The 18091-nt window shown below is 68.0% G+C and carries 15 protein-coding genes; 11 read left to right on the plus strand and 4 right to left on the minus strand.

All coding sequences use genetic code 11. From position 1 onward, the window contains the following. The first annotated feature begins 46 nt into the window (after nucleotides 1-46). The 5 genes from smc (at nucleotide 47) to def (ending at nucleotide 7906) form a co-directional block, all read left to right on the plus strand. Nucleotides 47-3562 (plus strand): chromosome segregation protein SMC, encoded by a 3516-nt coding sequence (smc, locus tag ACWV14_RS15755; RefSeq protein WP_422086568.1) that lies wholly within the window; start codon nucleotides 47-49, stop codon nucleotides 3560-3562. 16 nt (nucleotides 3563-3578) lie between these two features. Next, nucleotides 3579-4682: a cell division protein ZipA C-terminal FtsZ-binding domain-containing protein gene (locus ACWV14_RS15760; protein WP_422086569.1), complete on the plus strand. Its 1104-nt coding sequence runs from the start codon at nucleotides 3579-3581 to the stop codon at nucleotides 4680-4682. Between the two features lie 22 nt (nucleotides 4683-4704). Then, nucleotides 4705-6789, plus strand: a complete 2085-nt coding sequence (ligA, locus tag ACWV14_RS15765) for an NAD-dependent DNA ligase LigA (protein ID WP_454909406.1) — start codon at nucleotides 4705-4707, stop codon at nucleotides 6787-6789. 112 nt (nucleotides 6790-6901) lie between these two features. After that, nucleotides 6902-7321 carry a hypothetical protein gene (locus tag ACWV14_RS15770; RefSeq protein WP_454909407.1) on the plus strand — a complete coding sequence of 140 codons (420 nt, stop codon included), beginning with the start codon at nucleotides 6902-6904 and terminating at the stop codon, nucleotides 7319-7321. A gap of 45 nt (nucleotides 7322-7366) precedes the next feature. Then, nucleotides 7367-7906: a peptide deformylase gene (gene def / locus ACWV14_RS15775; protein ID WP_454909408.1), complete on the plus strand. Its 540-nt coding sequence runs from the start codon at nucleotides 7367-7369 to the stop codon at nucleotides 7904-7906. 3 nt (nucleotides 7907-7909) lie between these two features. Here def and ACWV14_RS15780 read toward each other — a convergent pair whose 3' ends face one another. Further along, a complete protein-coding gene (locus ACWV14_RS15780; RefSeq protein ID WP_454909409.1) occupies nucleotides 7910-8305 on the minus strand; it encodes a DoxX family protein in 396 nt (131 codons plus the stop codon). Nucleotides 8306-8457: 152 nt separating this feature from the next. On the opposite strand from ACWV14_RS15780, the gene ACWV14_RS15785 reads away from it, so the two are divergent. From ACWV14_RS15785 to ACWV14_RS15800, 4 genes are all read left to right on the plus strand, one after another. Continuing rightward, complete coding sequence (locus ACWV14_RS15785; protein ID WP_454909410.1) at nucleotides 8458-9492, plus strand: amino acid ABC transporter substrate-binding protein; 1035 nt, start codon at nucleotides 8458-8460, stop codon at nucleotides 9490-9492. Nucleotides 9493-9619: 127 nt separating this feature from the next. Then, nucleotides 9620-10633: an amino acid ABC transporter permease gene (locus ACWV14_RS15790; RefSeq protein ID WP_454909411.1), complete on the plus strand. Its 1014-nt coding sequence runs from the start codon at nucleotides 9620-9622 to the stop codon at nucleotides 10631-10633. Continuing rightward, nucleotides 10630-11685, plus strand: coding sequence for an amino acid ABC transporter permease (locus ACWV14_RS15795; protein ID WP_454909412.1), 1056 nt, complete (start codon nucleotides 10630-10632; stop codon nucleotides 11683-11685). Before ACWV14_RS15790 ends, ACWV14_RS15795 begins: the two co-directional genes overlap by 4 nt. A 269-nt stretch (nucleotides 11686-11954) precedes the next feature. After that, a complete protein-coding gene (locus ACWV14_RS15800) occupies nucleotides 11955-13319 on the plus strand; it encodes a homoserine dehydrogenase (RefSeq protein ID WP_454909413.1) in 1365 nt (454 codons plus the stop codon). 9 nt (nucleotides 13320-13328) lie between these two features. Here the strand turns inward: ACWV14_RS15800 and ACWV14_RS15805 are convergent, their stop codons facing one another. From ACWV14_RS15805 to ACWV14_RS15815, 3 genes are read right to left on the minus strand one after another with little or no spacing between them, the layout of a single operon-like run. After that, the gene (locus ACWV14_RS15805; protein ID WP_454909414.1) at nucleotides 13329-13727 is read right to left on the minus strand and encodes a PPC domain-containing DNA-binding protein; all 399 of its coding nucleotides are present in this window, start codon (nucleotides 13725-13727) and stop codon (nucleotides 13329-13331) included. A gap of 4 nt (nucleotides 13728-13731) precedes the next feature. Further along, nucleotides 13732-15387 carry a phosphoglucomutase (alpha-D-glucose-1,6-bisphosphate-dependent) gene (pgm, locus tag ACWV14_RS15810; RefSeq protein ID WP_454909415.1) on the minus strand — a complete coding sequence of 552 codons (1656 nt, stop codon included), beginning with the start codon at nucleotides 15385-15387 and terminating at the stop codon, nucleotides 13732-13734. After that, on the minus strand, nucleotides 15384-16061 hold the full coding sequence (locus ACWV14_RS15815; protein ID WP_454909416.1) for an HAD family hydrolase: 678 nt from the start codon (nucleotides 16059-16061) through the stop codon (nucleotides 15384-15386). Before ACWV14_RS15815 ends, pgm begins: the two co-directional genes overlap by 4 nt. A 169-nt stretch (nucleotides 16062-16230) precedes the next feature. On the opposite strand from ACWV14_RS15815, the gene ACWV14_RS15820 reads away from it, so the two are divergent. Continuing rightward, entirely contained in the window at nucleotides 16231-16566 is a 336-nt protein-coding gene (locus tag ACWV14_RS15820; protein ID WP_454909417.1) for a hypothetical protein, read from the plus strand. 135 nt (nucleotides 16567-16701) lie between these two features. Further along, nucleotides 16702-18081, plus strand: coding sequence for a putative bifunctional diguanylate cyclase/phosphodiesterase (locus ACWV14_RS15825; protein WP_454909418.1), 1380 nt, complete (start codon nucleotides 16702-16704; stop codon nucleotides 18079-18081). Nucleotides 18082-18091: the final 10 nt, after the last annotated feature.

An 18091-nucleotide genomic window follows, 5' to 3' on the forward strand; every position in this document is an offset into this window, starting at 1 on the left:
TACAAATCAATACCTTGGCGCTATAACCAAGGCAGGCCGACAAGTCGTGCGTCTTAATTCCATCAAGCTCTCGGGCTTCAAGTCGTTCGCCGAACCCACCAACTTCCTGCTGCCGGGCCAACTGGTCGGCGTGGTCGGGCCCAACGGGTGCGGCAAGTCGAACATCATGGATGCGGTGCGCTGGGTGCTCGGCGAGTCGCGCGCGTCGGAGTTGCGCGGCGAGTCGATGCAGGACGTGATCTTCAACGGCACGACCACCCGCAAGCAGGCCAGCCGCTCCAGCGTGGAGCTGGTGTTCGACAACGCCGACCACCGCGCCGGCGGCCAATGGAACCAGTTCGGCGAAATCGCGGTGCGCCGCGTGCTCACGCGCGACGGCACCAGCAGCTACTACATCAACAACCAGCCGGTGCGCCGCCGCGACGTGCAGGACGTGTTCCTGGGCACCGGCCTGGGCCCGCGCGCCTACGCCATCATCGGGCAGGGCACGATCAGCCGGATCATTGAGTCCAAGCCCGAGGAGCTGCGCCTGTTCCTCGAAGAGGCAGCAGGCGTCTCCAAGTACAAGGAACGCCGCCGCGAGACCGAGAACCGCCTGGGCGACACGCGCGAGAACCTCACGCGCGTGGAAGACATCCTGCGCGAACTCAACGCCAACCTCGAGAAGCTCGAGAAGCAGGCCGAGGTGGCCGCGCGCTACAACATGTTGCAGGGCGACGCCACGAAGAAGCAGCATCAGCTGTGGTTCCTCAAGCGCAGCGAAAGCAACGCCGACCAGGCCAGGATCAAGGCCGATTCGGAGAAGGCGATCAACGACCTCGAATCGCGCACTGCCGACCTGCGCCGCATCGAGTCCGAGCTGGAGACCGTGCGCCAGGCCCACTACGGTGCCGGCGACCTGGTCAACCAGGCCCAGGGCAAGCTCTATGAGGCCAGCGCCGAAGTCGGCCGGCTCGAAGGCGAGATCCGCTTCGTGGTCGAAGGCCGCCAGCGCGTCGAGCAGCGCCTGGTGCAGCTGCGCGAACAGATGGGCCAGTGGGGCCGCCGTCGCGAAGAGGCCGAGGCCGAGATCGAAACGCTGGCCGGCGCGGGTGTCGATGCCGAAGAGCAGGCCATCCTGCTCGCCGCCCAGCTCGAAGAACATGACGCGCGCATGCCGGAGCTCGAAGAAGCCGTGCAGCGCGCGCAAGACCAGGCCAACGCCCAGCGCACGACCGTGTCGCAGGTGCAGCAGCAGATCCAGGTGCTGGCCGCCGACCAGCGCAACATCGAAGAGCAAAGCCGCCAGCTCACGCAGCGCAGCGAGCGCCTGCGCGCCGACCAGAACGCGCTGGCCGCGCCCGACGAAGCCCGCCTGCTCGACATGCAGGAGCAGCATGCCGCCGCGCAGGAAGCCGCGAGTGAGGCCGACGCGCGCCTGCAGGAACTGCAGGAATCGGTGCCGCAGCTCGACGACGACCGCCGAGCGAAGCAGCAGGCAGTCAACACAGAGGGCGCCCGCCATGCCGAGTTCTCGGCCCGCCTCGATGCGCTGCGTGCGCTGCAGGAGAAGGTCAAGACCGACGGCAAGCTCGCCCCCTGGCTCGCCAAGCACGGCCTCGACGGCCTGCAGGGCCTGTGGAGCCGCATCCACATCGAGCAGGGCTGGGAAAGCGCGCTCGAAGCCGCGCTGCGCGAGCGCCTGGGTGCGCTCGAAGTCAGCCGCCTGGACATGGTGCGCGCCTTCGGCAACGACGCGCCGCCTGCCAAGCTCGCCTTCTACAGCCCGCCGGCCGCCGGCGTGCCGGAAGCCGCGGCTGCGCTGCCCCGCCTTTCGAGCCTGCTGCGCCTGAACGACGCCGGCCAGCAGGCCCTGCTGACCGACTGGCTGCACGGCTGCTACACCGCCGAAAGCTTCGAGGAAGCGCTGGCCCAGCGCGCGACGCTGCAGGCCGGCGAAGTGATCTACGTGAAGAGCGGCCACGCCGTGTCTTCGCACAGCGTCAACTTCTACGCGCCCGATTCCGAGCAGGCCGGCCTGCTGGCCCGCCAGCAGGAAATGGAAAACCTGGAGCGCCAGCTGCGCGCCCAGACGCTCATCAACGAAGAGGCGCGCACCGCGCTGGTCCGCGCCGAAGCGGCCTATGCCGACGCTGCGCAGCGCCTCGTGACCGCCCGGCGCGAAGCCGCCGAGACCCAGTCGCGTGCGCACGAGCTGCAGGTCGAGACCCTGCGCATGACGCAGCTGGCCGAGCAGACCCGCGCCCGCAGCCAGCAGCTGGCTGCCGACCTCGGCGAAGTCGATGCGCAGCTCGAGGAGCTGCAGGAGCGCCGCATCGCCGCCGAAGGCCGTTTCGAAGAGCTCGACATGCAGCTGGCCGACAGCCAGGAGCGCCACGCGGAGCTCGACGAGCGCGTGATCGAGGCTGGCCGCGCACTGAACGCCAGCCGCGAGCAGCACCGCAGCCTCGAGCGCCAGGCGCAGGAAGCCACCTTCTCGCAACGCACGCTCGAAGCCCGCCGCGCCGAACTCAACCGCTCCATCGAAACCGCTGCGCAGCAGGTCGTGGCGCTGACCGACGAAGACGAGCGCGCCCGCGCCGAGCTGAGCCGGCTGTCCGACGCTGCCGCGCAAGCCGGCCTGCAGGACGCGCTGTCGCTCAAGCTCGAGCGCGAGGCCGCGCTGGGCTCGGCGCGCAGCCAGTACGACGACCTTACGCTCAAGCTGCGCGCCAGCGACGAGCGCCGCCTGCAGCTCGAGCGCGAACTCGAGCCGCTGCGCCAGCGCATCACCGAATTCCAGCTCAAGGAACAGGCCGCGCGCCTGGGCGTCGAGCAATACCAGCAACTGCTGGACGATGCCGGCGCCGACCTCGAAGCCATCGAGCAGTCGATCGAGACCGACAAGGTGAAGCTCACCGGCCTGCAGAGCGAAATCGACCGCCTCAACCGCGAAGTGGTCGCGCTCGGCGCGGTGAACCTGGCCGCGCTCGACGAACTGGCTGTCGCCAGCGAGCGCAAGACTTTCCTCGACGCCCAGTCGACCGACCTGAACGAGGCCATCGGCACGCTCGAAGACGCCATCCGCAAGATCGACGCCGAAACGCGCGACCTGCTCGGCGGCACCTTCAAGATCGTCAACGAGCACTTCAGCCGCATGTTCCCCGAGCTGTTCGGCGGCGGCAACGCCAAGCTCATGATGACCGGCGACGAAATCCTCGACTCGGGCGTGCAGGTGATGGCGCAGCCTCCCGGCAAGAAGAACCAGACCATCCACCTGCTCTCGGGCGGCGAGAAGGCGCTCACGGCCATCGCGCTGGTGTTCGCTATCTTCCAGCTCAACCCGGCGCCTTTCTGCCTGCTGGACGAAGTGGACGCGCCGCTGGACGACGCCAACACCGAGCGCTATGCCAAACTCGTCTCCGCCATGAGCCGTGAAACCCAGTTCCTCTTCATCAGCCACAACAAGATCGCCATGGAAATGGCCGAACAGCTGATCGGGGTGACGATGCAGGAGCAGGGCGTGTCGCGCATCGTGGCGGTCGACATGGAGGCCGCCGCCTCCATGGTGGCGGCAGCCTGAGCCGGGCGGCACACCGATGAGCAGCCTCACTCTCGCCCTGACCATCCTTGGCGGCCTCGTCCTCGCGGCCGTCGTTGCCTACAACACGCTGATGTCGCGCCGCAACGCGCCGCGCCAGCCCGACGCGGTCGACATTGCGCTGGCCGACGCCGAGCGCGCGATGTCCGCCTCGGCCGATGGCCTGGAACCGACGCTTCACGTCGACCCCAACCAGGTGCCGGGCAGCGATCGCCATGAACCCCTGTTCGACCCCGACCTGCCGGCGCCCAGCGGCGTGCCCGTGCCGACCGGCGAGCGCCGTGGCGGGCTCGACCCGCTGATCGACGTGATCGCGCCGATCTCGCTCGACGGCCTGGCCTCGGGCGACGCCGCCATTGCCGCCATGCCGCCCACGCGGCGCGCGGGCAGCAAGCCGGTGGCCATCGAGGGCCTCAACGAGCACAGCGGCCAGTGGGAGCCACCGGTGCCGGGGCAGCGCTACAGCGCGTTCCAGGTGGGCGTGCAACTGGCCAACCGCACGGGTGCGCTCAACGAGATCGAGTACTCCGAATTCGTGGTCAAGGCGCAGGCCTTCGCCGATGCCGTCAACGGTTCGCCCGAGTTTCCCGAAATGCTCGATGAAGTGGCGCGCGCCCGCGAGCTCGACCAGTTCGCCAGCGCGCACGACGCGCAACTGGGCTTCGTGCTGCGCGCGCTGCATGCCGCCTGGAGCCCCGGCTACGTGCAGCAGAACGCGGCGCGGCTGGGCTTCGTGCCCGGCATCATCCCGGGGCGCATGGTGCTGCCGACGGGAGAAGTCGGGCTGCCGCCGATCCTCGGGCTCGCTTTCGACACGCAGGCCGCGCTGGCCGACGACCCGGCCCAGTCGGCCATCCGCGAATTGAGCCTGAGCCTGGACGTACCGCAGGTCGATCGCGCCGAAGAGCCGTTCCGCCGCATGCGTGAAGCCGCCGCCACGCTCGCACGCGAGATGGACGGCGTGGTGACCGACAGCGACGGCCAACTGCTGCGCGACGAGACGATGGACGTGATCGGCAACGACCTCGAGCAGCTCTACGACACGCTCGACGGGCGCGACCTCGCGGCGGGATCGCCACTGGCGCGCCGCCTCTTCAGCTAATTCGGACTTTCCGGAGACACCCATGACATCGCGCGACGAAGCGGCACGCGAAGCCGCGGCACTGAGCGAACAGCTCCACCGGCACGCCCACCTCTACTACGTGCTCGATGCGCCCGAACTGCCGGACGCCGAGTACGACAAGCTGTTCCAGCGCCTGCAGGCCATCGAGGCCGAGTACCCCGACCTGCGCACGCCCGACTCGCCCACGCAGCGCGTGGGCGGCAAGGTGCTCGACGGCTTCACCAAGGTGCGCCACAGGGTGCCTATGCTGTCGATCCGCACCGAGACCGACATCACCCCCGCAGGCGCCAGCGCCTTCGATGCGCGGGTGCGCAAGGAACTCGGCCTGGCCGAGGACGGCCCGCAGGTGGCGTATGTGTGCGAACTCAAGTTCGACGGCCTGGCCATGAACCTGCGCTACGAGAACGGCGTGCTGGTGCAGGCCGCGACGCGCGGCGACGGCGAGGTCGGTGAAGACGTGACGCAGAACATCCGCACGGTGCGCGAGATCCCGCTGCGCCTTGACGGCAAGGCTCCGCCGGTGGTCGAGGTGCGCGGCGAGGTCTACATGAAGCGCGCCGATTTCGACGCGCTCAACGAGCGCCAGCGCGAGAAGATCGCGGCCGGGCAGAAAAACGAGAAGGTCTTCGTCAACCCGCGCAACGCGGCTGCCGGTGCGGTGCGCCAGCTCGACCCGGCCATTGCCGCGGCGCGCCCCCTGAGCTTCTTTGCCTACGGGCTGGGCGAGGTCACGCCGGCGAGCGAAGGCGGACCCGATTGCCCGACCCAGTTCGACTGGCTGGCGCAGTTCAAGGCCTGGGGCTTCCCGGTCGCCAGGCAGACGGCACGGGCCACCGGCGCCATCGAGCTGATCGCCTTCCACGAGAACATCGGCCGCCAGCGCGACGCCTTGCCCTACGACATCGACGGCGTGGTCTACAAGGTCGACAGCATCGAGCTGCAGCGCCAGCTGGGCTTCGTCACGCGGGAGCCGCGCTGGGCCGTGGCGCACAAGTACCCGGCGCAGGAGCAGTTGACCGAGGTGCTCGGCATCGAGATCCAGGTCGGGCGCACCGGCAAGCTCACGCCGGTGGCCAAGCTGGCGCCGGTGTTCGTTGGCGGCGTGACAGTGACCAACGCCACGCTGCACAACGAGGACGAAGCCCGCCGCAAGGACGTGCGGGTGGGTGACACCGTCATCGTGCGCCGCGCCGGCGACGTGATTCCCGAAGTGGTCGGTGTGGTGCCCGAGAGCCTTGCCAAGCCCGACGATCAGCGCGGCCCGCTATTTACCATGCCGCACAAGTGCCCGGTGTGCGATTCGGAGGCCGTGCGCGAGGAAGGCGAGGTCGATTACCGCTGCACCGGCGGCCTGTTCTGCGCTGCGCAGCGCAAGGAAGCCATCCTGCATTTCGCGGCTCGGCGCGCGGTCGACGTCGACGGGCTGGGCGACAAGCTGGTGGAGCAACTGGTCGATGCGAACCTGATCCGCACCTTGCCCGACCTCTACAAGCTCGGCTTCACCACGCTGGCTGGGCTGGACCGCATGGCCGAGAAGTCGGCCAAGAACCTGGTCGATGCGCTCGAGGCATCGAAGAAGACCACGCTGCCGCGTTTCCTGTTCGGCCTCGGCATCCGCCATGTGGGCGAGAGCACGGCCAAAGACCTGGCCAAGCACTTCGGCAAGCTCGACGGCATCATGGACGCGACCGAAGAGCAACTGCTCGAGGTGAACGACGTGGGGCCAGTGGTGGCGCAAAGCCTGCGCACCTTCTTCGACCAGCCGCACAACCGCGAGGTGGTCGAGCAGCTTCGCGCCTGCGGCCTGACGTGGGAAGAGGGCGAGCCCGCGGCCAGGGCGCCCAAGCCATTGGCGGGCCTGACCTTCGTCATCACCGGTACCCTTCCTACGCTGAGCAGGGACGATGCGAAGGATAAATTGGAAGCAGCCGGTGCCAAGGTGGCCGGCTCCGTCAGCAAGAAGACCCATTACCTCGTTGCAGGCGAAGAAGCCGGCAGCAAGCTAGACAAGGCACGGGAAATCGGGGTCGAGGTGATCGACGAGGCGCGTATGCTGGAAATCCTGGCCCGCGGCACTGCGGATTGAGACCCGGCTTCAGGTTCTCCTTACCGGTCGTTACCTGACTTCATCCGAGCGCAGTCAACAGGGGCTACAACCTGGCGTTGAAAGAAAACTGAAAGGCCACAAGGAGTCCCTCATGCAAAAGATTCGTGTTCTTGGTGCCAGCATTGCACTCGGCGGCGTTGCGCTGCTGAGCGGCTGTGTGGGCGTGCCGGGCGATCCCTACTATGGGGGCGGCTATTCGTCGGGGCCTTACTACAGCGAGCCTGCGCCTGTGGTCGTGGCGCCGGCGCCGGTCTACATCAATGGTGGCGCCTACTATGACGGCCGCCGTCCTTACTACCGCGATCGGCCTTACTACGATGGTCGGCCTGCCTACCCGGCAGTGCGTCCGGGTTATCCCTATCCCGGCGCAGGTCGTCCGCCACCGCCCGCATGGGGTGGTGGTCGCCCCGGCGTGGTGCCGCCTGCGGTGCTGCCGCCGGGAGCGAACCGGCCGAACCCCAACGCGCATCTGTGGACTTCACCGGACCAGAAGGGCACCACGCCTCCCTGATCCCGTAGCGCGCGAAGGTCGCGGGGCTGTCGCGATAATCCCGCCATGGCCATCCGCGAAATCCTGAAAATGGGCGACCCCCGGCTGTTGCGCATCGCGCAGCCGGTCGCCGCCTTCGACACCGACGAGCTGCACCTGCTGGTGCGCGACATGTTCGAGACCATGCATGCCGTCAACGGCGCTGGTCTCGCGGCGCCGCAGATCGGCGTCGACCAGCAGTTGGTGATCTTCGGCACCGACATCGTCAACCCCCGCTATCCCGACGCGCCGCCCGTCCCTCGCACGGTGCTGCTGAACCCCGTCATCACGCCGCTGAACGACGAGGAAGAGGAAGGCTGGGAAGGGTGCCTTTCGGTGCCGGGCCTGCGCGGCGTGGTGCCGCGCTTCGCCAACATCCGCTATACCGGCTTCGATCCGTACGGAGACCCGATCGACCGCGTTGCCACCGGTTTTCATGCGCGGGTGGTGCAGCATGAAGTCGACCACCTGCTGGGCAAGCTTTACCCGATGCGGGTGCGCGATTTCTCGCGCTTCGGCTACACCGAGGTCCTGTTTCCAGGCCTCGATGCCAACGATGACGATTAAAGCCTAGTTGTATTTGCTGCTCAGGGCGAAGCGACCGCCGCCCATGAAGGCGAGGGCGAGTGCCGCAAACAGGAACATGCCTTGCAGTTCCAGCGCCCAGCCGCCGTGTTTGCCGAATGCGGTCAGGTCCTTCATGTGGACCAGCGCAAGGGCCACCAGCATGTTGATGGCCACGATCCACGCTGCCGGACGGGTGTAGAGGCCAATGATCAGCAGCACCGGCGCCACCACTTCACCAATGTAGACCAGGTAGGCCAGCGCGCCGGGAAGCCCGTGCTGGGCCAGCATGCCCGAGATGGAGCCGACGCCGCCCTGCAGCTTGGCAATGCCGTGCAGCAGAATAAGGACGCCGAGCGAAACGCGCAGGATGAACTTGCCGGTGTCGTCGGATTTGACCATTTGAGTAGATTCCAGTTGAAAGTGGTTCGAGGGCCGTATGGTAGTGAGCCTTTGTTGCTACTCGATACATACGCATACAACCCGGGAGTGCTTTGGCAGAGTCCGGCGACGCCTCGTACACTGCCTTTTGCTTACTGTTGAGGAGAACACCAATGAACAATCGCTTCCGCCCGGCGCTGCTTGCCGCCGCCTCCGTCATCGCTTTCGCGGCCGCTGCGCCGGCCTTTGCCGGCAAGACGCTCGACGCGGTCAAGCAGCGCGGCACCGTCAAGTGCGGTGTGACCAACGGTGTGGCGGGCTTCTCGGCGCCTGACACGCAGGGCAACTGGTCGGGCCTGGACGTCGACACCTGCCGTGCCATTGCGGCGGCCGTGCTCGGCGACGGCAAGAAGGTCGACTTCGTGCCGCTCAATTCGCAGCAGCGCTTCTCGGCCCTGCAGGCCGGCGAAATCGACATACTCGCGCGCAACACCACCTGGACGCTCACGCGCGACGCCTCGCTGGGCTTCAACTTCACCACCATCACCTACTACGACGGCCAGGGCTTCCTGGTGCCGAAGAAACTCAAGGTGACGAGCGCCAGGCAGCTCAAGAACGCCACCATCTGCACCCAGTCGGGCACCACCAACGAGAAGAACGTGTCGGACTACTTCCGCGCGCAGGGCATCCCGGTCAAGACCGTGGTGTTCGAGAGCTTCGAGGCCTCGTTCAAGGCCTTCTTCTCCGGCCGTTGCCAGGCCTTCACGACCGACGCCTCGGCGCTGGCCGGCCTGCGCAACAAGGAAGCGCCGAACCCCGACGACTACGTCATCCTGCCCGAGCTGATCTCCAAGGAACCGCTGGCACCGCTGGTGCGCCGCGGCGACGACGAGTGGTTCGCCATCGCCAAGTGGGTGCCCAACGCGCTCATCGAAGCAGAGGAGGCCGGCGTCACCCAGGCCAATGCCGATGAGCTCAAGGCCAACAGCAAGGACCCGGCGCAGCAGCGCCTGGTCGGCACGGGTGAAGACCTCGGCAAGCTGCTGGGCCTGGACAAGGACTGGTCGTTCCGCGCCATCAAGGCCGTGGGCAACTACGGCGAGATGTTCGAGCGCAATGTCGGGCCGAAGTCGGTGCTGAAGCTGCCGCGCGGCTCCAACAATCTCTGGAGCAAAGGCGGCCTGATCTACGCCCCCCCGGTCAGGTGATGCCTCCCCCAGGCTTCGCGCACTTCGTGTCGCTGCGCCACCCCCCTCGCCAGGGGCAACACCTGCGGCCCGGCAAAGCCGGTTCCGCGGTGTTCCCGGCGTTTGATCGCAACAGGTCCGCGAGCTGATGGCAATACGCAGAGATGCCATTGCCTCGTCGCGCCGCGGCGTCTGGCTGGCCTGGGCGGTGCAGGCGGCGCTGGTGCTGGCCGTGGCGGCCGGTGCCGTCTGGGTGGTGCACCACGCGCTGGAGGTTCTCCGCGCGCGCGGCGTTCGTTCGGGCTTCGACTTCCTGACCGAACCGGCGGGCTTTTCCATCAGCGAGGGCTGGCTCGACTTCGATGCGAGCCAGCCGTTCTGGCGCGCCTTTCTCGCGGGGCTGATCAACACGGTGCGCGCGGCGGTGCCGGCGGCCATCTTCTCGGTGGTGCTCGGCACGCTGATCGGCATCGGCCGGCTCGCGCCGCACGTGCTGCTGCGCGGCATCTGCACCGCCTATGTGGAGCTGCTGCGCAACGTGCCGCTGCTGGTGCAACTGCTGATGCTGGCCTTCGCGATGGCGAATCTGCTGCCCGACCCGACCGAGCCTGTGCATCTGATGCCCGGCGTGTGGCTCAGCAAGGGTGGCCTCAGCGTGCCCTGGCCCGTGGCGGCCGAAGGCGGCTGGTGGCCGACGCATTTCGAGTGGCCGCAGCGCGGTGACTTCGGCGTGAGCGGCGGTGCCGCGCTGAGCCCCGAGTACGTGACCATCGTCGCCGGCCTGACTTTCTATTCGGCGGCATTCGTGGCGGAAATCGTGCGCGCCGGCATCCTCTCGGTTTCGCAGGGGCAGGTGCTGGCGGGGCAGGCGCTGGGCCTGTCTTCCGGGCAGCAATTGCGCATCGTGATCCTGCCGCAGGCGCTGCGGGTGATCGTGCCCTCGCTGACCAACCAGCTGCTGAGCCTGACCAAGAACTCGTCGCTCGCGGTGGCCGTGGGCTATCCGGAGCTGGTGTCGGTGGCCAACACCACCATTGGCTCGAACGGCCGGGCCTTCGAGTGCATCGCGATCATCATGGCGGTCTACCTGCTGCTGTCGCTGCTGATTTCCTTCGGCATGAACCGCTACAACGCGCGCGTCGCATTGCGAGGCTGGCGATGAGGAACGTCGCGCAGGGGCCCATCGCGTGGCGCAGCGAACTCTGGGGTTCGCCGATGCGTGCGCTGGCGACGGTGCTGCTGCTCGCGCTGCTGGCGTGGGGCGGCTTCCATGTCGTCGACTGGGGTGTGGTGCACGCAGTGTTCCGGCCCGATGCCGAAGCCTGCCGCGCGGTGCAGCACGGCGCCTGCTGGGGCGTGGTAGCCGAGAAGTGGCGGCCGATGCTGTTCGGGCGCTTTCCGTATGAAGAGCAATGGCGCCCGGCGATCGCGGTGGTCGTGCTGTCGGCAGTGACCGTGCTCAGTGCCTGGCCGCGCACCTGGCGCTGGTGGCTGGCGCCGCTGTGGCTGGTTGCGCTGCTGCTGTTCGTGCTGCTGATGCGCGGCGGCGTGCTGGGGCTGAGCGGCGTGCCGACCAGCCGCTGGGGCGGACTGCCGCTGACCATCGGGCTGGCGGTGGTCGGGCTGGCGCTGGCCTTTCCGCTTGCGCTGCTGCTGGCGTTGGGGCGACGTTCGGGCTGGCCGGTGGTGCGCACGTTGAGCGCGAGCTACATCGAGCTGGTGCGTGGCGTGCCGCTGATCTCGGTGCTGTTCATGGCCTCGTTCCTGCTGCCTTTGCTGTGGCCGGCGGGCTGGCAGCCCGACGTGCTGGTGCGCGTGCTCGCGGGTCTCACGCTGTTCGTCGCAGCGTATCTGGCCGAGATCATCCGTGGCGGCCTGCAGGCGGTGCCGCGCGAGCAGACCGAAGTCGCGATGGCGCTGGGCTTCGGCCGCTGGCCGGTGCAGCGCGACATCGTGCTGCCACAGGCGCTGCGCCTAGTGGTGCCGGCGCTGACCAACAGCGTTGTCGGCACATTGAAAGACACCTCGCTGGTCACAGTGGTCGGCCTGTTCGAGCTGACCGGCGCGCTGGGCCTGGCGCTGGGCGGCGACCCGACCTGGCGGCCTTTCTACCTCGAGGGCTACCTCTTCATAGCGGCCGTGTACTGGGTGCTGTGCTTCGGTCTCTCGCGCTACAGCGTGTGGCTCGAAAAGCGCCTGTCGGCCGCGTCCTGAGCCGGACGCCGGCGAGCTGCGGTACACTCCGGCCCTTCATGCCGAGCCACAACTTCATCCCCGCATCCAGCGCAGCCCTGATGGCTCGCATGATGCCGCCTGCCTCCGCGCAGGCGATGGTTGTTGCTCGAATGATTACCACCATTACCACCGCGGTCACCTGACACGCGCAGGTGGCCGTTCCGGCAGCCACCTGGTGTATCGCTCTCTCCCCGAACGAATGAACCCAGCTCTGGCAGCTGGGTTTTGTTTTTCGTCTGGAGATGTCCATGTACCGCGATCCCGTTGAATCCCTCGAGCCCTTGCACGACAGCCGCCTTGCTGTCACCCGTACCCTGCGCGTCGGGATGATCGGTATCGGCACCGTGGGCTCGGGCACCTTCCGGGTGCTGGCCCGCAACCAGGCGGAGATCGCGGCCCGCGCCGGACGGGCGATCGAGCTGGTGATCGTCGCGGCGCGCAATCTCGAGCGCGCCGCGGGCATCGTGGGCGGGAGCGTTCCACTCACGGCCGACCCGATGCAGGTCGCAACGCATCCCGAAGTCGACGTGGTCGTCGAAGTGGCCGGCGGCACCGGTCCGGCGCTCGACTGGGTGCTGGCCGCCATCGCCCACGGCAAGCACGTGGTCACCGCCAACAAGGCGCTGCTGGCGGTGCACGGCGCCCGCATCTTCGCGGCCGCGCGCGAGCAGGGCGTGGTGGTGGCCTACGAAGGCGCGGTGGCCGTGAGCATCCCGATCGTCAAGGCGCTGCGCGAGGGGCTGGCGGCCAATCGCATCGAATGGGTGGCGGGCATCATCAACGGCACCACCAACTTCATCCTGAGCAAGATGCGCGACGAGGGCCTGGACTTTGCCGCCGCGCTCGCGCAGGCACAGGCACTGGGCTATGCGGAGGCCGACCCGACCTTCGACATCGAGGGCATCGACGCAGCCCACAAGCTCACGCTGCTCGCCGCCAACGCTTTCGGCATGCCGCTGCGGTTTGCCGATGCGCAGGTCGAAGGCATCAGCGGCCTGCAGGGCATCGACGTGGCCTGCGCCGAGCAGCTCGGCTTTCGCATCAAGCTGCTGGGCGTCGCGCGCCGGCGTGCCGCCGGTGTCGAGCTGCGCGTGCAGCCCGCGCTCGTTCCCGCGGACCACCTGATGGCGCAGGTGAAGGGCTCGATGAATGCCGTCATGGTGAAGAGCGACGCGGCCGGCCTCACGATGTACTACGGCGCCGGCGCGGGCTCCGAGCAGACCGCCTCGGCCGTGATCGCCGACCTCGTGGATGTGGCGCGGCTCGACGGCGTTGATGCCGCGCAGCACGTGCCGCACCTGGGCTTCCACGCGCATGCGACGAATGCCCTGCAGGTGCTGCCGCGCGCCGCCGTCGACACCTTGCACTACCTGCGCGTGCCGGTGCGGGCCGTGAGCCAGATACAAGCGGTCACGGCCTGTCTCGGCGAGCAGAAGGTGCCGGTGCGGCAGGTCGCGCTGGCGGCCGAGCGGTCCGGCCAGGGGCCGCAGGTGCTGGTGTTGACCGGGCCGGTAGCGCAGGGCACTGTAGACCTCGCGGTGCATGCGCTGCAGGAATACGCCGCGGTAGCCGGCGCGGTGACGACGCTGCGGGTGGAAGAACTCGCCGGTTGAACCCGGCGTTCAGGGCTTGGGGCGTGGCGCGAGTTCGGCGTAGCCCGTCGCCGGATCGTGCGTGCGGGCGAAGTGCCATTGCGGCAACCACGCGACCAGTATCTCGGCGGTCGTGCGCACTGTGCAGCCCGGTGCGGCATGTCCGCCGAAGACGCGTCCCGCGGCATCCGACACGCTGATGTGCAGGTGCGAGCCGTCTGGCGAGAGGCTGCCCGCCAGCGTGAGGATTTCCAGATCGCCATCGATGCGCGCGGCGTTCTCCGCACCCGCAAAGCGGATGCTCGCCCCGCTCAGGCTGCCGATGCCCGAGACCACGAACGCCGCCTCGCCGCCGCCTTGCTTCAACGCGAGATCGAGCGACGCGCGCAAGTCGTCGCCGGGGTTCAGCCGCAACACCAGCGTCTGCACGCCCTCAGCCTCCCGACAACGCCCCGTCGACCACCTGCTGCGCCTCTTCGAGAATGCGCGCCAGGTGCTCCGCGCCCTTGAAGCTCTCGCCGTAGATCTTGTAGATGTTCTCGGTGCCCGAAGGCCGCGCCGCGAACCAGCCGTTCGCGGTCACCACCTTCACGCCGCCGATGGCCGCGCCATTGCCCGGTGCGTGGCTCAGCACGTCGACGATCTTGTCGCCCGCCAGTTCGGTCGACTTGATCTGCGCAGGCGAGAGGCTGGACAGCCGCTTCTTCTGCTCGACCGTGGCCGCCGCATCCACGCGGTCGGACACCGGCTGGCCCAGCGCCTGCGTCAGCTCGGCATAGCGCTCGCCGGGGTCTCGTCCGGTGCGCGCGGCAATCTCGGCGGAGAGCAGGGCGGGCACCATGCCGTCCTTGTCGGTGGTCCACACCGAGCCGTCCTTGCGAAGGAAGGTCGCGCCCGCGCTTTCCTCGCCGCCGAAGGCCAGCGACGCATCGACCAGCCCGTCGACGAACCACTTGAAGCCCACGGGCACTTCGTACAGCTTGCGCCCGAGCCGCGCGGTGACGCGGTCGATCATCTGGCTGCTCACCACCGTCTTGCCGACGGCGGCCCGCGCCGGCCATTGCGGACGGTGCGTGTAGAGGTAGTCGATCATCACCGCGAGGTAGCTGTTCGGCTGCATCAGCCCGGTGCTGCCGGAGACGACGCCGTGGCGGTCGTGGTCGGTGTCGCAGGCAAAGGCGATGCCGAAGCGGTCTTTGAGCGCAATCAGCTTGTGCATCGCGTCGGGCGATGACGGGTCCATGCGGATGCGGCCGTCCCAGTCGAGCGACATGAAGCGGAAGGTGGGGTCGACCTCCTGGCTCAGCACGTTCAGGCGGGACAGCTTGTAGCGCTGCGCAATCGCCGGCCAGTAGTGCACGCCCGCGCCGCCCAGCGGATCGACGCCAAGATCGATGTTGACGCCGCGGATGGCGTCCATGTCGAGCACCTGTGCCAGGTCTTCGACGTAGGTGTTCAGGTAGTCGTGCCGGTGCGTGGTGGCGGCGCGCAGGGCCTGCGCGAGCGGCAGGCGCTTCACGCCTTCGAGGTTATTCGCCAGCATCTTGTTGGCCGCGGCCTCGACGGCCGAGGTGATGTCGGTGCCGGCCGGTCCGCCGTTGGGCGGGTTGTACTTGAAGCCGCCGCTCTCGGGCGGGTTGTGCGAGGGCGTGATGACGATGCCGTCGGCGAGCCCTTCGGTGCGCCCGCGGTTGTAGACCAGGATGGCGTGCGATACGGCTGGCGTGGGCGTGTACTCGTCGTCTTTCGAGATCATCAGCTCGACGCCATTGGCCGCCAGCACTTCCACCGCGCTGTTGAACGCCGGCGTCGACAGCGCATGCGTGTCGATGCCCAGGAACAGCGGACCATCGATGCCTTTCTGCTTGCGGTAGTCGCAGATTGCCTGGCTGATGGCCAGCACATGCCATTCGTTGAACGCGTTGTCGAAGGACGAGCCGCGATGGCCCGAGGTGCCGAAGGCCACGCGCTGGGCCGGCACGGACGGGTCGGGCCGACCGGTGTAGTAGGCCGAGATCAGGCGCGGCACATTGACCAGCAGGTCGAGCGGTGCGGGCTTGCCCGCGAGAGGATTGGTGGCTTGGCTCATGTCGATGGAAAGTCGAAGTTGATCAGGTCGCCAATGCGTTCGATGGTGATGTCGGCGGGAGCGTAGGCGGCAATGGCCTGCGCATCCAGCGCGTAGTGCCCTTGCCGCACGAAGACCGTCGTCAGACGGGGCCCCCAGACGGCTTTCATTGCCGAGAGAATGCGCAGCTTGTCGTCGATCATCACGTAGTGCCTGGCGGGGTGGCTCTGCGCGACGGCGTCGAGCATTTCTTCCTTGTGCACGTAGATGAGCACGCGGCCCTCGGTGGCGTCCCACAGGCCCGAGCGCTGCACCTTGCGCGGCTGGAACACAACGTCGCCGTCGGACAGTATCACCGTGGGGCCGTGCCGGCGCAGGTGCTTCAGCGCGTCGAGCGCGCCGGGGTAGAGGCGGTCGGCGAACGGGTAGTCGATCAGGAAGCCGGACATCAGCAGCAGCCGCGAGTCGGTCATGCCGCGGCGGCTTTCCTCGGCGCGGTAGCGCTGCAGCGCGCCCAGGTAGTCGACGTAGCCGAGCTCGTGGCGCAGGGCCTCCAGGGCGTCCCAATAGCGCGCGGAGCTTTCGGCGCCGAAGTTTTCCTCGAGATGGGTATGCAGGTCGGCGATGACGCGGTCGTTGTCGAGCAGGGTGTTGTCGACGTCGATCAAGAAAACAGTGGCGGGAGGCTGTGTCATGAGGTGTGCGGCCGGTGGCCGTGGCTGCGCGCGTCGCGTGCAGCATACGCCTGGCAGACAAGGCCCGGCGATGGCCGTGCGAATTAGTTGATGCCTTGCGGCCAGCTGGCTTAACCTCTGCCGCGGAACAAGCTCTCGCCTCGATTCCCGGAGTTCCTGGAGGAAATGAATGCATATGACCAACGGCCAGTGCCTCGCCCTGGCCACCCTCGTGCTTGCGCTTGCCGGATGCCAGTCGCCCCCGGCAGACCGGCCGCTGACCTCCGAAGTGCCCGAGCCGCCCGGCTTCGCGCCGCCGCCCGAGACCTGCCAGGCCGCCGCCGCGCGCTTCGGCCTCGGGCTGCGCGTATCGCCGTTGCTGGTCGAGGAAATGCGCCAGCGTGCAGGCGCCCGAATGGCCCGAACCGTGCTGCCCGCCGACTCCCCCGGTTCCGTCCAGGACGCCACGCGGCTCAACATCCAGGTAGAGCCGGGCGGTCGCGTGGCGGGTGCTTATTGCGGTTAGGCGCGAAGATACAGCCCCTTTTTGCATGCACATGTGTTGTGCGCACACAGCGGCTGTCACAAATCCACGCTCCAACGCGCCGAATGGACAGAATTGGGAGAACAATAGCCCGCGACTTTCCGGAGCCACAGTCTTTTGTCGATCAAGCAACCCACCGTCTCCCTGCCGTCGCATTACGACGGCTCGGCACGCCTTCCGCCAGATGAAGTGCTGCGTCCCCTGATGGACGATTGGGCACGTGCGGGCAAGCGCCTCGCGGCCGTCTGCTATCTCGACGTCGATCGCTTCGCCGAACTCAACGACCGCCTCGGCATGGTTGCCGGCAATGCGGCGCTCGAAGAGGTCGCGCGCCGCATCAAGGCGCAGCTGCCGCGCGAGAGCGTCATGGCGCGCGTGGGCGGCGACGAGTTCGCGGCCGTGTTCGCCGGCCTGGGCACCTCGCAATGCGCGCAGGTGCTCGAACGCATCCAGAACGCGCTGGCCGAACCCTGGACCTGGCGCGACCAGACGGCAAGCATCGACGCCAGCATCGGCGCGATGATGCTCGACAGCAACGGGCCGCCCCCCGAGATCGCCTTGCGCCAGGCGCAGCATGCGGCGTTCTTCGCCAAGCGCGCGGCCGACGGCAAGGTGCACTACTTCGACGCCCCGCAGGCTCGCGCCGACGAACAGGTGGTGCGCGAGCGCCAGCGCATTCAAGAGGGGCTGCTGCAGGGCGAGTTCTTCCTGGTCTACCAGCCGAAGGTCGACATGCGCCGCGGCGAGGTCGTCGGGGTCGAGGCGCTCATCCGCTGGCAACACCCCGAGCGCGGCCTGCTGCCGCCGATCCAGTTCGTTCCGCTCATCGAAGACGACGCGCTGGTCGAGCAGGTCGGCGACTGGGCCATCGCCACCGCGCTGTGGCAGGCGCACCAGTGGCGCCTGGCGGGCCTGCAGGTGTCGGTCAGCGTGAACGTGGCACCGCGCCACATGATGCGCTGGGACTTCGTCGACCGCCTCGCGCGCCATCTCTCGCAGTTTCCCAAGCTGGGTGCGGGCATGCTCGAACTGGAGATCCTCGAGACCACGGCCATCAGCCAGTTCGCCAACGTGGCGCTGTTCGTGGAGGCCTGCAAGGCGCTGGGCGTGGGCGTGACCATCGACGACTTCGGCACCGGCTATTCGTCGCTGACCTACCTGCGCCAGCTGCCGGTGTCGGCCGTGAAGATCGACCAGTCCTTCGTGCGCGGCATGCTCGACAACGCACAGGACCGGGCCATCGTGCAGGGCATCCTGGCGCTGCTGCATGCGCTGGGGCTCACGGCCGTGGCAGAGGGCGTGGAAACCGTGAAGCAGGGCGAAGCGCTGCTCGCCATGGGCTGCACGCTGGCCCAGGGCTACGGCATCGCCATGCCGATGGCCGCCAAGGACATCGTGAAATGGGTCGCCGCCTACGAGAGCGCGCCCCTGTGGGGCCGCGACACGACACCGGACGAACCGGTGGCCGCGCCGCTCGCGGAACCGCCCGCGGCCTGAGCCGCGGGCT

The sequence above is a fragment of the Variovorax durovernensis genome (genome assembly GCF_977011995.1).